Source organism: Caballeronia sp. LZ024 (assembly GCF_031451455.1).
Taxonomy (GTDB): Bacteria; Pseudomonadota; Gammaproteobacteria; order Burkholderiales; family Burkholderiaceae; genus Caballeronia; species Caballeronia telluris.
Genome location: NZ_JARUXL010000001.1, coordinates 3,249,934 through 3,263,862, shown reverse-complemented (window position 1 = coordinate 3,263,862; position 13,929 = coordinate 3,249,934). Strand labels below are relative to the sequence as shown.

At 64.3% G+C, this 13,929-nt stretch carries 12 protein-coding genes; 1 reads left to right on the top strand and 11 read right to left on the bottom strand.

Going from position 1 to position 13,929, the window contains the following annotated elements:
* Positions 1–19: 19 nt before the first annotated feature.
* From QCE48_RS14780 to QCE48_RS14740, 9 genes are all read right to left on the bottom strand, one after another.
* On the bottom strand, positions 20–469 hold the full coding sequence (locus QCE48_RS14780) for an SET domain-containing protein (protein WP_087134711.1): 450 nt from the start codon (positions 467–469) through the stop codon (positions 20–22).
* Positions 470–723: 254 nt separating this feature from the next.
* Positions 724–1,836: an NADH:flavin oxidoreductase/NADH oxidase gene (locus QCE48_RS14775; RefSeq protein WP_309786969.1), complete on the bottom strand. Its 1,113-nt coding sequence runs from the start codon at positions 1,834–1,836 to the stop codon at positions 724–726.
* 104 nt (positions 1,837–1,940) lie between these two features.
* Positions 1,941–2,657, bottom strand: coding sequence for an MOSC domain-containing protein (locus QCE48_RS14770; RefSeq protein ID WP_309786970.1), 717 nt, complete (start codon positions 2,655–2,657; stop codon positions 1,941–1,943).
* A gap of 31 nt (positions 2,658–2,688) precedes the next feature.
* Positions 2,689–3,414 (bottom strand): glutamine amidotransferase, encoded by a 726-nt coding sequence (locus QCE48_RS14765; RefSeq protein WP_309786972.1) that lies wholly within the window; start codon positions 3,412–3,414, stop codon positions 2,689–2,691.
* Between the two features lie 169 nt (positions 3,415–3,583).
* Complete coding sequence (locus QCE48_RS14760) at positions 3,584–4,228, bottom strand: MarR family transcriptional regulator (protein WP_309786973.1); 645 nt, start codon at positions 4,226–4,228, stop codon at positions 3,584–3,586.
* A 659-nt stretch (positions 4,229–4,887) separates the two neighbouring features.
* Entirely contained in the window at positions 4,888–6,003 is a 1,116-nt protein-coding gene (locus QCE48_RS14755; protein WP_309786974.1) for a YbdK family carboxylate-amine ligase, read from the bottom strand.
* Between the two features lie 44 nt (positions 6,004–6,047).
* Positions 6,048–7,250, bottom strand: a complete 1,203-nt coding sequence (locus QCE48_RS14750; RefSeq protein ID WP_309786975.1) for a cation:proton antiporter — start codon at positions 7,248–7,250, stop codon at positions 6,048–6,050.
* An 828-nt stretch (positions 7,251–8,078) separates the two neighbouring features.
* Complete coding sequence (gene mnmC, locus QCE48_RS14745) at positions 8,079–9,869, bottom strand: bifunctional tRNA (5-methylaminomethyl-2-thiouridine)(34)-methyltransferase MnmD/FAD-dependent 5-carboxymethylaminomethyl-2-thiouridine(34) oxidoreductase MnmC (RefSeq protein WP_309786976.1); 1,791 nt, start codon at positions 9,867–9,869, stop codon at positions 8,079–8,081.
* Positions 9,870–9,902: 33 nt separating this feature from the next.
* The gene (locus QCE48_RS14740) at positions 9,903–10,919 is read right to left on the bottom strand and encodes a VTT domain-containing protein (RefSeq protein WP_309786977.1); all 1,017 of its coding nucleotides are present in this window, start codon (positions 10,917–10,919) and stop codon (positions 9,903–9,905) included.
* A gap of 275 nt (positions 10,920–11,194) precedes the next feature.
* On the opposite strand from QCE48_RS14740, the gene QCE48_RS14735 reads away from it, so the two are divergent.
* Positions 11,195–11,473, top strand: coding sequence for an HU family DNA-binding protein (locus QCE48_RS14735; protein ID WP_008352404.1), 279 nt, complete (start codon positions 11,195–11,197; stop codon positions 11,471–11,473).
* A 194-nt stretch (positions 11,474–11,667) separates the two neighbouring features.
* Here QCE48_RS14735 and QCE48_RS14730 read toward each other — a convergent pair whose 3' ends face one another.
* Positions 11,668–12,894: a GTP-binding protein gene (locus QCE48_RS14730; protein WP_309786978.1), complete on the bottom strand. Its 1,227-nt coding sequence runs from the start codon at positions 12,892–12,894 to the stop codon at positions 11,668–11,670.
* A 170-nt stretch (positions 12,895–13,064) separates the two neighbouring features.
* A complete protein-coding gene (locus QCE48_RS14725; protein ID WP_309786979.1) occupies positions 13,065–13,511 on the bottom strand; it encodes a lytic transglycosylase domain-containing protein in 447 nt (148 codons plus the stop codon).
* Between the last annotated feature and the right edge of the window lie 418 nt (positions 13,512–13,929).

Genomic DNA, 13,929 nt, shown 5'->3' with positions numbered 1-13,929 from the left:
GCGGGAAGCGCCGAAGACCCTACTTCTTCAGCGCAAGCATCGTTCCCCGGCACTTCTTCGATCCGCAACGGCACTCGTATTCCTTCTTGAGCTTCTTCGTGATGCGACCGTCGATGACGAGACCGTAGTCGTAGTACAGCTCTTCATCCGGCTGGATGTCGCGAAGCGCGTGAATGAATACGCGGCCTTCCACTTCCTCCGCTTCGCAATTCGGCGCGCAGGAGTGGTTGATGTATTTCGCGCTGTTGCCGTCGATCTTGCCGTCGATCACGCGGCCGTCGTCGAGCGCGAAGTAGAACGTGTGGTTCGGTTCCTCCGGATTGTGCGGATGACGGCGCAGCGCCTCTTTCCACGAAATGCGCTCGCCCTTGTATTCCATCACCTGCTCGCCCGCCGCAATCCGCCTCGCGGCAAACACGCCCTTGCCATGCACGCCCGAGCGGCGAACGGTGACCCTGCGTGAACTCATCGAATGAATCCTTAAATAACGATCGGTGGGGAGGGTTGAGTGAAGCCCGCGCCGCCGCGTCGCGCGCGCGTCTCATCGAAGACGCGGAAGGCGTGCATTGGTCAAGCGGGATGAAAAAAACGCGGCGGCCTGATAGGCGCCGCGTTCATCTTGCCGGGCGCATGGTGCGCTCGAACATTCGGCATCGTACACGGTAGGCGCGTTCGAATTCAACCGTCCACGGTACGCCTTCGGGCGACGCGCCTCGCAACGACTCAGCGCTGCCCGAACGAGATGTCGCCGAAGAGCGCCTTCTGGTCGCGCGGCTGCGAGCGCCAGTACTGCGGCGGCGCTTCGACCGTCGCGCCCAGTTGCGCGGCCGCGTGCCACGGCCAGCGCGGGTTGTACAGCAGCGCCCGGGCGAGCGCGATGAAATCGGCCTGGCCGCTCTCGATGATCTCTTCCGCATGCATCGGATCGGTGATGAGACCGACGGCGATCGTCGGAAGGCCCGTCGCTTCCTTCACCGCCTTCGCGAAGGGCACCTGATAGCCGGGTTCGAGCGGAATTTTCTGCAACGGCGACACGCCGCCCGACGACACGTCGATCCAGTCGGCGCCGCGCTGCTTCAGTTCGTTGGCGAACGCGACGGTGTCTTCGATGTGCCAGCCGCCGTCGACCCAGTCCGACGCCGACACGCGCACGCCGACTGGCCGGTCGTCCGGAAACGCGGCGCGGATGGCGTCGAAGACTTCGAGCGGAAAGCGCATGCGATTGTCGAGCGAGCCGCCGTATTCGTCGGTGCGCTGGTTCGCGATCGGCGAGAGAAACTGATGCAGCAGATAGCCGTGCGCCGCATGCAGTTCGAGCCCGTCGATGCCGAGCCGCGCCGCGCGTTTCGCGGACGCCACGAACGCCTCGCGCACGCGGATGAGGCCGGCGGTATCGAGCGCGAGCGGCGGCGTTTCGCCGTCCTTGTGGGCAATCGCGGAAGGCGCGTGCGGCATCCAGCCGCCTTCGGACACGGGAATCAGTTGGCCGCCGTCCCACGGCACGTGGCTCGACGCCTTGCGGCCGGCGTGGGCGAGCTGCATCGTCACGGCGATCTTCGAATGCTTGCGGATCGCGGCGAGCACCGGTTTCAGCGCGGCTTCGGTGGCGTCGTCCCAGAGGCCGAGGTCGCCGGGCGTGATGCGGCCATCGGGCTCAACGGCGGTGGCTTCGATGAACAGCATCGCCGCCCCCGAGAGCGCGAGACTGCCGAGGTGGATCATGTGCCATGCCGTGGCTTCGCCGCGTTCGGCCGAATACTGGCACATGGGTGACACGACGATGCGATTGGGAAGCGTGACGCCACGCAGCGTGGCCGGGGAAAACAACGCGCTCATGACGATGTCCCGTGAGGAGAAAGACCTGAATGAGCGATCGAGAATAGCACTTCGTTTTCCTTCCTGCAGACCCCGCGTGCCTCGCTCGACGCGCCGGACGCGCTTCAGTCGCCGTCGCTCTGGCTCTTTGGCGTATCGAGCCGGCTCGACCACGATTCGACCTTGCCGCTTTCAAGGCGCTTTGCCGCCGTCTTGCGCCACGACGGCGTCAGCGTGTCGAGCATCGCCATCTGTTCGAGCGACGCGCGGTCGTCGCGATCGACGTAGAGCACGTGCAACAGCCTGTCGACGCTCCATTCGGGATGCGGCCGCGCGAGCCGCTCGACGGCATCGCCCGCGCCGGCGACGCCCGGCTCCAGCACGCGGTAGTACCAACCCGTGCGGCGCGTGTCCTGCACGCGGCGCGACATGTCATCGCGGGAGAAATGGAGGTTGAGTTTCCAGCACGGCTGCCGCGGCTGCGACACCTGCACGATCGCCGTGCCGATGCGATACACATCGCCGACACAGACGCCGCTTTCATCGATACCGCGCGTCGAAAGGTTCTCGCCGAATGCGCCGGGCGCGTCGAAGCGTTCGAGTCCGGCATGGCCCGCGCGCCATTCCTCGCGCCACGCGGCGTAGTGGTCGAACGCATAGTGAAGCAGCGCCTTCTCCGGGCCGCCGTGATGCTTGCGCTCGACCTGTTCGTCGCCGTCGAGACCGGTTTCGCCGATGCGCACGCGCGCCGAAACCGGCGTCTTGTGGATCGCGCTGCGCTTGCCCTGCGTTCCGAGCGGCGCGGCCTGGCCGACGAGCACGGCATTAAGAATGATCTGCATGAACTTGCTTAACACGAAGACTGAGGTTGGCCTAACGCTGGCGGGTGAAATCGAACTGGTCGAGCCATTCGCCGAACATCGCGCGCGCGGCGCGTTCTAGGCCCGGGCCGAAGCGCGCGGTGTCGTCGCGCAGACGCGGCGCGCTCGTCCCGCTTTGCGCGATATCGCCGGGATACGCCACCAGCCAGTTTTCGAAGCGATCCGCGAGCACTTCCGGGTGGCACTGCAACGCGAGCACATGCTCGCCCCAGGTGAACGCCTGATTCCGGCACGCGGGCGTCGATGCCAGATGCGTGGCGCCCTCGGGAAGATCGAAGGTGTCGCCGTGCCAGTGGAAGACCGGCGTCGCGACGCCGTCCGCTTCCAGATGCCGAAGCGGCGAAGCGCGTCCGGCTTCGGTCAGCGTGAGCGGTTGCCAGCCGAGCTCCTTTTGTTCCGCGGGATAGACCTTTGCGCCGAGCGCGCGCGCGATCAACTGCGAGCCGAGACAGATGCCGAGCGTCGGCAGCCCCGCCGACAGGCGCTTTTCGAGCATGGCGAGCAGCGGCGCGAGATGCGGATAGCTCGCGTCGTCATACGCGCCGATCGGGCCGCCGAGCACGACCATCAGCGACGGATCGAGCGGATTCGGGGCATCGATGCGGCCACGGCCGACGTCGAGATAACGCACGAAATGGCCGCGATCGCCGAGTACCAGTTCGAGATTGCCCAGATCTTCGAAATAGACGTGGCGAATCGCCAGGACTTCATGTTTCATCGGCAGGATTCCGTGGCTTGGGGCGGCGGGTCGAGTGTGTAAGTCGCGTTCGCGAATGCACAACCGGCCGCGGCCCTTCAATGAGGGCGCGACCGGCACAGTCTAACCGACTCGCAGCAAGCACACATGCCTGCCGGACGGACAAGAACGGACAACGTTCCCGCCAGCTTTACGCGACCTGGGCGAACACCTTCCAGACCTTCTTCTGCGTGGCGATGTCCGCTTCTTCGTATACCGAACAATCCAGACGCAGGTCGGTATCGGCCATCGAAATCTGCAGAAGCGCGCAGCGATGCGGCGTCTTCTTCGGATTCTTGCTCGCCTCCAAGTGCGAACAGGACAGGCACATGCGGTGCGCCGGAATCTGCTCCTGCGTCTCCAACTGACGGATCGTCTTGAGCAGCGTCCGGTAGAACGCGGCCTGTTCGTCGTCGCGCAGCGTGCCGACCGCCTTCGCCAGGAAATCCGGCCATTGCAGCGCGCGCTTGGCCGCCGTGCGTCCGCGTGCCGTCAGACGTACCGCGAGGGCGCGGCCATCGTCGACCGCGCGACGCTTTTCGACCAGGCCCTTGCCTTCCAGCGTGCTCACCGCATCGCTCGTGGTCGCCGCGGTGAGCGCGGTTTCGCGTGCGATCTCGCCGAGCCGCATCGGCCCCTTGCGCTGCATCAGCAGCACGAGAATTTCACCCTGGGTCGGCGTCAGCCCCGCGCCTTCCGCCCATTCCCATGCCTGACTGCGCATCGCCGTGCTCAGCCGCAGCAGACCGTGGGTCACCCGCCCCGTCGCCTGCTCTCCGTAAACGCCTTCGCTCATAGTCTTCGCTTCTTGTTCCGCTTATGTGTTTTGACAGCGGGCCTGGCGACCGATTCGCGGGCGTCATGCATGCTCGCCCGGGGAACGGCTGCTGGCTTCGCCGCCAGCCGTTTCGTGCCACCGGCCCCGCCGTCTCAAAATTCAGGCGTACCAATCCAACCGCGTACCGCCCGATGGGACATTGCAACTCTCGTCGCGCCTTATCGTGTTCTTGCTGGCGCTTTGGTTTTTCGCTGGCCCCGTGCCGGGGGCTGCAAAGTCGACATTCTAAGCGACACGGAACAAACGTACACCTTACTTATTCACGCAACACTGTGGATAACCCGCGGGAGAACCGTTCTGTCCCGATGTGCGCGGATTCTTGATAACCCGTCGTCCGCCGCGGCGCGCTCCTGGGATATCCACGGATGCCCCATGCAACGCGCACCGGATCCACGTACTTTTCCCCGCGCTACCACTTTGACTTTACAAGGCTTTTTCCAGTTGTCCACAGAAAATGCCGATGCTTGTTAACTACTATTACGTATGTATACGGCCTATTGGATGTAAACCTTAGAGGCGTTCCATCGGCGATGGCGTCCGGACTTCGGCTGCAAGAATTCGTAAAAAAAACCCGCTCGAAAGCGGGTCGATCTGCCACAGCACATCGCGCGATGACGTTACTGGCGCCACTGAAGGCACTGCTGGCGCACTGCTTCGTGCAGCGACTTTTCCTTGTGAAACACGCCGCGCAGCCACGTCGCGTCGTTGTTGTTGCCGCGCGCGATGTCGCCGACCATCTTCAGCGCTTCGGTCGACCCGAGCGCTTCGGCGTGCGGCGCGAGGACGTCGAGCGTCTCCAGGATGTCTTCCGCGATGGTCCGGCGCTCGCCCGTCTGCGGGTTGATACACACGCCTTCCAGTCCGAAGCGGCACGCCTCGAAGCGGTTGAAGGTGTACACGAGGTAATCGTCTTCCTTGAGCGTGAGCGGCTTGTCGAGCAGCAGGTAGCGGGAAAGCGTCTGGATGTAGCACGCGATCGCGGCGGCCCGGTCGACGGACAGCGGCGTATCCATCACCCGCACTTCGATCGTGCCGAAACCGGGCTTCGGCCGGATGTCCCAGTAGAAGTCCTTCATGCTGTTGACGACGCCCGTGCTCACCATCTTCGAGAAGTATTCCTCGAAGCTGTCCCAGGTGAGCGCGAACGGCGCGCGGCCCGACAGCGGAAACGCGAACACGGAATTCAGGCGCGCCGAGTGAAAACCGGTATCGACGCCCTGGATGTACGGCGACGAAGCCGACAGCGCGATGAAATGCGGAATGAAACGCGACATCGAATGAAGAAGGAAAAGCGCGCTGTTGGGATCCGGACAGCCGATGTGAACGTGCTGGCCGAACACCGTGAACTGCTTCGCCAGATAGCCGTAGAGCTCCGAGATGTACTGAAAACGCGGGGTGTCGAAGATCTGTCGCTCGCTCCATTGCTGGAACGCGTGCGTGCCGCCGCCGCACAGGCCGACATTAAGCTGGTCGGCCGCGGCGACGAGCGTATTGCGGATCTTGCGCAGGTCGGCGACCGCCTGCTCGTGCGTCGTGCAGATGCCCGTCGACAGCTCGATCATGCTTTCCGTGATCTCGGGCGTGATGTTGCCCGGGATCTTTTCGTCCTTGATGAGACGCATCAGGTCGGAAGCCGCCTTGGTCAGGTCGTAGTCGTGCGTGTTGACGACCTGGATTTCCAGCTCGACGCCGAACGTGAACGGTTCAGAGTTGATGAAAGGTTCGAGTGACATGACGCCTCTTGGTTAAGCAATGCTTTTCAATGACTGCATCTGTTTCATTCGCGCCGCTCGCCGACGGCCGACAGGCTCCGGTAGACCACGAACGGCGCCACCACCTGCAGCACGACGATCGAGCACAGCACGATCGCGCGCAGCGTCGGGTCGTAGTCGGGGTAAAGCACATACATGTCGTCGACGAGCAGATACGCGAGCGCGGACATCGGCGTGAGCGACACGCCGAGCGCCGCGCCCTGCTTCCAGTTCAGGCCGCTCGGCTTCGCGAAGATCAGCACGCCCGCCAGCTTCCCGACGAAACGCGCGGCGATCAGCGAGAGCGCCGCGACGCCGCCGAGCACGATATCGCCCCACTCGAACGCGGTCAGCGTCAGCGCGAACAGGATCACGGTGAGGAGCCACCCGGCCGAGCCGAAATGCGCGGGCCAGAGCTGCGGACGCTCGTCGGCGTTCTTCACGATGATGCCGGCGGCGAGCAGCGAGAGAATCGTCGAGAGCTTGAAGAGATGCGCCACCGCGATCGCGAGCAAAACGAGCCCGAACAAGGCGACGAACGAATGTTCGTCGTTCACGTTCAGGCGCCGGTACAGCAGGTTGCAGGCGCGCGCGAGCACGAACGCGAGCACTAGCGAGCCGATCAGCAGGTAGAGCGGCTGGACGATGGTCGCAAACGTGTTGCCGTAGATCTCCTGATGCAGCACGCCCGCGGCGAGCTTTTCCACCACGACCGCATACATGCTGTTGAGCGCGGTCAGTGTAAGGAGACGCTGTGTCACCTGTCCTTCGGCGCGCAGTTCGGTCTTCAGCTGGATCACCATCGCGGGCGAGGTCGCCATCGCGATGGCCGCGATCACGACCGACTGCATCGTCGGGACGTTGCAGAGCATCAGCGCAATGAGGACTAAGCCGAACGTCAGCGTCGATTCGGCGATGCTCGACAGGATCAGGTACGGATTGCGGCGAATCCAGCGCAGGTCAAGCCGGCTGCCGAGTTCGAAGAGCAACAGGCCGAGCGCGACGTCGAGAAGCGGGCGCGACAAACCGGCGGCGCTCACGTCGATCACCTTGAAACCCGCGTTTCCCGCGATCAGTCCGATCACCGCGTAGCCGGTGATGCGCGGCAGACGCCAGGCGCGCCACAGCAGCTCGCCGCAGAGGCCCGCAGCGACGAGCGCGACGCCGGCCCAGAAGATGGCGTCGGGCACGAGCGGCCAGGCGGGTAGAAACGAAAATGCCGAATTCATCGTGTTGGCTTCTCCTTCACAGCTTCCAGCAGATGGAACACGTGCGCTTTCTCGTGACTTGCGCGTGTACGGCGAAACGCCCGCGAACAAACCGACTCGTCCGGCCTATCGAGCGTTGGTTCAGAGCGTTGGTTCACTCAGGCGAAACGAAATTCGAACCGAACACGGCGTCACGGACAGGCCGTGCATTGATTAGGGCGTGCGTCGGCCGCGCGGCGAGACCCGAGGCGCCCTTCGTCGACACGACGGCGGCAACGCACAGTCCCGGCTCGGAATGCGTGGCCGGACACAGTAAACGATGGCGTCGGCATTGGTGATCAGATTCTGACCGGACGACCATCGTTCCGTTGAAGGCGAACACCGCGCGAACGGCGCCGCAAGAAGAAGGGCGATTGTGCCATAGGTCGAAACGCATGACAGTGCGCCGCCAGGTGATTGATTCGATGAGGTAAAACGAACCGTTTCGCGCAAGCAGGACAGGAAAAAAAGACCGCATTCCGATGTGAACGGCCGGTTGGCTCCTGCCGATGGCCTCCGCTTTAGAGGTTTACCTGTTTCCCGTATGTATACGTAGTAGTAGTTAACAAGGCCGCCCCGTTTCTGTGGATAACTCAGGTTTACCGCGTCTGATCAACGGTTTGAAGAAAGCAAAAGCGCAGCGTGAAGGTGTGAGCCGACGCTCCGTAACTCCGAACAAGTTTGTTGCGCGGCGCGCCGGGCGCGAGTTGTCCCGTATACACCCACAACCCGTTCACAGCGCTTTCGATTCTTCTTCGCGCAGTTATCCACAGGTTCTCGTGGATAACTGCGCGTCCCAGCTTCGCACGCTTATGTGAAATCGCCGTGGCGAAGCGCGCGCATGAGAAAACGCGCGGGATCGAGCGCTTCGGCCAGTTCGCGTTCGATCGGCCACGGCTCGCCCTCGATCTGCGAGGCGATCAGTTCCGCAGCAAGCGCCGACCATACGAGCCCGCGCGAGCCGAACGCAAACGCGCCATATAGACCCGCCGCGCGCGGCAGATCGAGCGGCCATGCGCCGGACAGGCGCTTCGCATCCGCGCGGGCGGCGGTTTCGTCGGCGAGCTGGCCGATCATCGGCATGCGGTCGCTCGTCACGCAGCGAAACGCGACGCGTCCTTCGAACGGCTGCGTGGCGTCGGGATTCGATCCCGGCAGCATCCGCGCGATACGTTCGAGGTTCTCCCGATGACCCGCCGCGCGGATTTCGCGGTCGGTGCTGTCGATGTCGTAAGTCGCGCCCGTCAGCGTGCGATGCGTCGCGAGCGGCACCGCGTAGCCGTCGCCGATCACCGGCACGCGCAGGGCGTCGAGCGGGGTGTCCTCGAGGATCGTCAGCTGGCCGCGCACGCTGCGGGTCGGATCGCCGTGGAGGGCGGCGAGGCGCTTCGCATCGTGGGCGTTCGCGAGCACCACGACCGGCGCCTGGGCGATCAGCGCTCCAGCGGAATCGAAAGCGCGCCACGCGTGACCGTCATGATCCACGCGCGCGACTTCCGTGCCGAAGCGGCGCGTGAGCCGTTCGTCCGAGATCGCGCATTGCGCCGCGCAAACCGAAGCCGGCGAAATGGCGCCGCCGCGCGGGAAGAACCAGCCGCCGCGCGCGACCTCGACGCCCGCGATCCGCGACGCGTCCTCGCTTGTCGCGGCGACGGCGTAATCCCGCGGCAAGCCGAAGCGCCCGATGGCATCGGCGATGGCGAGCGCATCGTCGGGCGAATCGGCGATCTGAAGCAGACCGTCGCGCGTGCGCCGCAGTTCGTGGCCCGCGTCTTCGAGTTCGCTCCAGTGGCGCAGCGCGTACAGAAACGCCGCTCGCGTAAGACGCGCGGCGATGCTGTCGTCGCGCCAGACGATCGGATGGAACACGCCTGCGGGATTGCCGGACGCGTCGCGGGCGACCTCGGCGTGGCGGTCGACGAGCGTCACGCGCCAGCCGCGCGCGGCGAGGCGCGCGCTTACCGCGCAACCCGCCAGACCCGCGCCGATCACGATGGCATGGCGATCTCCGCCGATGCCGGCCGGCACCGGCGGCTCGTGACGGCGCACGCGCCAGCGCGGCGCGAACCGGGCGGTCAGCATCGCTTTCGGCGCAGGATCGCAGACGAAACCGGCCGCTTCCAGCGCGCGTTGCAACGTCGGTTGCGCTTCGGCGGCGAGCGTCGCGTGATCGGCGGCGACGCGCGCCAGCGCCTTGCAGAGCGCGCGCGGATCGGCGGTGTGATCGGCGCGTAGATTGAAGGCGTCGGCGCGCAGCCAGAGCTTGTTCAGCACGTCCGCGTTCTCGCCAACGACAAGCGTCAGCACGACGCATCCAGCTTCGAACTCCAGCCGATGCACGCCGGCGACGCGCATCGGCCAGGCGTTCGCGAGCAAGGCTGATAGCGGTTCGACATCCGCCGCCGGTGCGCGGTCGAGCGTGGCGAGCGACCCGGCCGACACGAAATGCAGGCGTTCGCAGCGCGCGGGATCGGCGCGCCATGCGGCCCATGCCGCGAGGAAAGCGCGGCCATCGCGGAACTGCGTATCGACGAGGGTGAACGTGCGCCGTCGCGCCCAGGCGCGCGGCAAGTCATGGGCTTGCAGGAAGGTATCGGTCATTCAATCAGCGTAAAGGGCGCGCAAACGAAGGCTTCACGACGAAGCCATGCGCTGCATTGCATCGCGCGCGGCGGCGTCGATCAGCAAGGGCTCCAGCGCGTAGCCCGCCGCGCGCCAGGCCGAGAGACCGCCCGCGAGCGGGGCGACGTCGGCGAAACCATGCGCCTTCAGTTCTTCGCTGGCTAACGCCGCCGAGATCTCGTTCGGACAGTCGCAATACATCACGAGCTTGCGGTTGCGGGAAAGCGCGGCGAGCTGCGGTACGACGTCGCCATCGCGCAGCGTGAGCGCGCCGGGAATCACGAAGGGATCGACCGCGCGTCCCATCTCGCGGCGCACGTCGACGATCACCGGCGGCGGCTCGCCGTCGAGCAGCGCGCGCAACTCGGCGATGTCGATGCGTGACATGCGCAGGCGCCGGATCAGCGTCATGCGGCGCCACCAGCGCACGGCGACATAGAGCGCGAGCGCCACGCCGACGACCGCGATCGCGCCGCGTCCGAGCCAGTCGAGCCACGCGAGGATCGTATCGACGGCGGTGGCGAACATCGTCCCGAGCGCGACGCCGAGCACGGCCCAGAGCGCGCAGCCGATCGCGTCGTAGAACAGGAACGTGACGAAGCTGACGCCCGTCGCGCCCGCCACGGGAATCGCGAGCGTCGAGAGGCCGGGGATGAACTTCGATACGGTCAGGACGCGCACGCCGAAACGTCCGAAGAAGTCGAGGCTGCGCGCGACGCAGGTATCGCGGGACATCGAGAGCTTGCAGAGAAAGCGCAGCACGCGCGAGCCATAGCGCTGGCCGAGCCAGAACCAGAGGATGTCGCCGATCAGCGCGGCCGCGACAGCGACTGCGACGATGGCAATCAAGGGCAATTGGGGAAGCCACGCAAAGGGTGAAGCGGGGCCTTGAGCGAGGCTCGCGGCGGCGGTGATCGCACCCGTCAAAACCAATGTGGGCAAGGCTGGAAGGGGTAGTCCCAGTGACTCCAGCAGAACGTTGGCAAAAACCAACGGCAAACCGTATTCGACGATCAGCTCACGTAGCATGGACTCGACCCAGGGACGAAACGGCGACCAAAAGGCAAAACCGGCTCAAAAATTAAGGGTAAATCTTTGAAACCCTTATCCTGATTGGGTTTGCGCTGCGTTATGATACCAAGCGCCGCATGGAGAGACGGCAGTACGGGCATGGTGTGGAGCGCGAAGCCAGATTAGCGGCCGGGGGCGCCGGAATGCCGCTACCACTCGACTGCATGGCCCGCGCACGTATAATCGGCGCGTTCGCGCTGTTCGTGTCAACCTAAACTGATAAAGGAACCTTAATGAACAAACAGGAACTGATCGACGCCGTGGCCGCTCAGACCGGCGCCAGCAAGGCTCAAACCGGCGAAACGCTGGACACGCTGCTCGAAGTGATCAAGAAGGCTGTATCGAAGGGTGACGCAGTGCAGTTGATCGGCTTCGGCAGCTTCGGCTCGGGCAAGCGCGCAGCGCGCACCGGCCGTAATCCGAAGACCGGCGAATCCATCAAGATTCCGGCGGCCAAGACCGTCAAGTTCACGGCTGGCAAGGCGTTCAAGGACGCAGTGAACAAGCGTTAAGGTCTATTGCCGACGTCGGCGACCGGCTGTCGGTTGACTGACCGGGCCGCCCTGACGGGCGCCAGTCAGCACGTTGTAGCCGTTGGAAATGACCCGCCGCAGCCGGCGGGTTTTTTTTGCCTGCAATTCGTATCGAAGCGTATTGAAGTGCATCGAAGCGAATCGAAGCGAATCGCAGCGCTCAAGCGAGAGCGTTAGTGCATGCGATGACCGCAATCGCAGTCGTCGCCATGATCGTGATCATGATCATGTTCGTCGATGTCCCATGAAGGGAACGGGTCGGCGAACTGCTTCCATCCCTCGGGCCCGAGCGCCCATTCTTCGTCGGTAAGCAGGCAGGCGTCGAACTTGTCGTGCCACGCGTGCTTGTCCAGATCGATGCCGATCAACACCAGTTCCTGACGACGGTCGCCGACTGTCATGTCGTCGGGGTCGCCGTGCCAGTCGGCGACGATTTCCGCCTCCAGTTCCGCATCGCCCGTCGGCCATTCGCTGCGGTCCTGCGCCGCCCACCAGATACCCGCCGGGTCCTGACGGCATACGCCGCCGGCCTGCGACAGCGAGCCGCCGACATCGTTGCGCGTCGCGAGCCAGAAGAAGCCCTTCGCGCGCAACACGTGCGGCCATTCTTCGTTCAGAAGCCCCCACAACCGTTCGGGATGAAACGGCCGGCGCGCGCGATAGACGAGATGCGCGATGCCGGTCTGCGCGGCCTCGGGGTTCTCGTCGAGCTGATCGTGCAGCGTCATGAGCCAGCCGGCAGCGCTCGCGGTTTCGTCGAAATCGAAGCGCTCGGTGTTGACGACCGCGCTCACCGGCACATCGGCGAAGCGCGCGTCGATCAACACGGCGCGCGGGTTCAGCGCATGCAGGACGTGCCTGAGTCGCGCAAGCGCTTCGGCCGTGACGAGATCGGTCTTGTTCACGACGATCACATCGCAGAATTCCACCTGCTCGACGAGCACCTCGACGACCGTGCGATCGTCGTCCGCATCGTGATCCGCGTCGCGCTCGACGAGCGATCCCGTGTGCGCGTAGTCGCGCAGAAAGCTCGATGCATCGACGACGGTCACCATCGTGTCGAGACGCGCGATGTCCGGGAACGCGACTTCGCCTTCGCTCTCGGCAAGCGCGAGATGCTCGGCGACGCGAATCGGATCCGCCGCGCCCGACGACTCGACGACGATCGCGTCGAAACGGCCTTCTGCGGCGAGCCGTTCGATCGTGGCGGCGAGGTCGTCGGAGAGGACATGGCGCTCGCATCCTTCCGACATCTCGGCGTGTCCGGCGTCGCCCCGGTCGCTGACGATGGCAGCGATTCGCAGTCCCTCGCCGTTGGTGAGCAGGTGATTCAGGAGCGTGGTTTTGCCCGCGCCGAAGAATCCGGACAGCACGGTGACTGGCAATGGCAGAGAGTTCATCACGATGAGGGAAGTGAAAGTGGGGCAAAGGCGCGCAGGGTCGACGCGTGGCGTCGCCGGGCGCGAGCGCGGTCAGGGCTCGACGGGGGAATTGTGCATCAAAACGCGGGTGGCGCCGTCGCCTGAAAGCGCGCAATCTTCCGCGCGGCCGCCGCGGCCTGCCGCTTTTCTTAGCGCGAAGCCTGGAGCAGCTTCCAGCGGCTCAGGATGTCGATGATCTGGCGGGAGTACTTGTCGCGCAGCGCGGGCGTCTCAGAATGATAGGCGCCGACGGCCTGCCACGTATTGCCGTACTTGTTCATCTTCTGGCGCAGATGCCACGCGGCGACGTAGACGCTCTTGCACGGCTCCATCAGCGTGCCGCTCGAAATGCCGTACTGCGAAAGCGTGTTGAGATGGATCGAGTTGATCTGCATCAGACCGTAGTCGGTCGAACCGTTGGCGTTCTTGTTGATGGCATCGGGCTTGTTATGCGATTCCTGCCAGGCGATGGCGCGCAAAATGAGCGGATTGACCTTCTGATACTTGGCGGCTTCGTCGAAACAGTCGGCGTGCGCCGAAGCGGCCGCCATCCAGGCGCCGACGCCGATCGCAAACCATCGCAGGAATTTTTTCATCGTATTTCCATCCACTCGCCCGCTTGGAGCGCAACATCATTTCTTGCCGCACCGATCAACGCCGGGAACACTCCCGCCACGCGTTGCACGCCATCGGGAAAAACCCGCCTCGACACCCGCCTCCCGTGAACCTCATCCGCCCGTATCATAACGGCACACTATTGTCTGGATAAGTTAGCCATCAGACATACGCAAGGAGTCGCGCGCCAAAAGCGCCAGGCGGCCCGGGCCGAGCGAAGGATAGCCGATGCGGCGGAATAACGCAGTTTGGTAAGGGCCAACTTGTAAACGTCTGAATAATAAGCCCTCCGGAGCGGTTAAAATTCACGCTCTCGGCATAAATGCGTGGCAAATCCGCAAGGTCTTCCATTTGTCTGACGGCAAACTTCGCGGAACCTTGAGCGTTTCGCCGGTTTGG

Excerpts from the sequence above, each read along its gene's own strand:
- QCE48_RS14780 (WP_087134711.1), bottom strand. The coding sequence starts at position 469 with ATGAGTTCACGCAGGGTCACCGTTCGCCGCTCGGGCGTGCATGGCAAG.
- QCE48_RS14775 (WP_309786969.1), bottom strand. The coding sequence starts at position 1,836 with ATGAGCGCGTTGTTTTCCCCGGCCACGCTGCGTGGCGTCACGCTTCCC.
- QCE48_RS14770 (WP_309786970.1), bottom strand. The coding sequence starts at position 2,657 with ATGCAGATCATTCTTAATGCCGTGCTCGTCGGCCAGGCCGCGCCGCTC.
- QCE48_RS14765 (WP_309786972.1), bottom strand. The coding sequence starts at position 3,414 with ATGAAACATGAAGTCCTGGCGATTCGCCACGTCTATTTCGAAGATCTG.
- QCE48_RS14760 (WP_309786973.1), bottom strand. The coding sequence starts at position 4,228 with ATGAGCGAAGGCGTTTACGGAGAGCAGGCGACGGGGCGGGTGACCCAC.
- QCE48_RS14755 (WP_309786974.1), bottom strand. The coding sequence starts at position 6,003 with ATGTCACTCGAACCTTTCATCAACTCTGAACCGTTCACGTTCGGCGTC.
- QCE48_RS14750 (WP_309786975.1), bottom strand. The coding sequence starts at position 7,250 with ATGAATTCGGCATTTTCGTTTCTACCCGCCTGGCCGCTCGTGCCCGAC.
- mnmC (WP_309786976.1), bottom strand. The coding sequence starts at position 9,869 with ATGACCGATACCTTCCTGCAAGCCCATGACTTGCCGCGCGCCTGGGCG.
- QCE48_RS14740 (WP_309786977.1), bottom strand. The coding sequence starts at position 10,919 with ATGCTACGTGAGCTGATCGTCGAATACGGTTTGCCGTTGGTTTTTGCC.
- QCE48_RS14735 (WP_008352404.1), top strand. The coding sequence starts at position 11,195 with ATGAACAAACAGGAACTGATCGACGCCGTGGCCGCTCAGACCGGCGCC.
- QCE48_RS14730 (WP_309786978.1), bottom strand. The coding sequence starts at position 12,894 with ATGAACTCTCTGCCATTGCCAGTCACCGTGCTGTCCGGATTCTTCGGC.
- QCE48_RS14725 (WP_309786979.1), bottom strand. The coding sequence starts at position 13,511 with ATGAAAAAATTCCTGCGATGGTTTGCGATCGGCGTCGGCGCCTGGATG.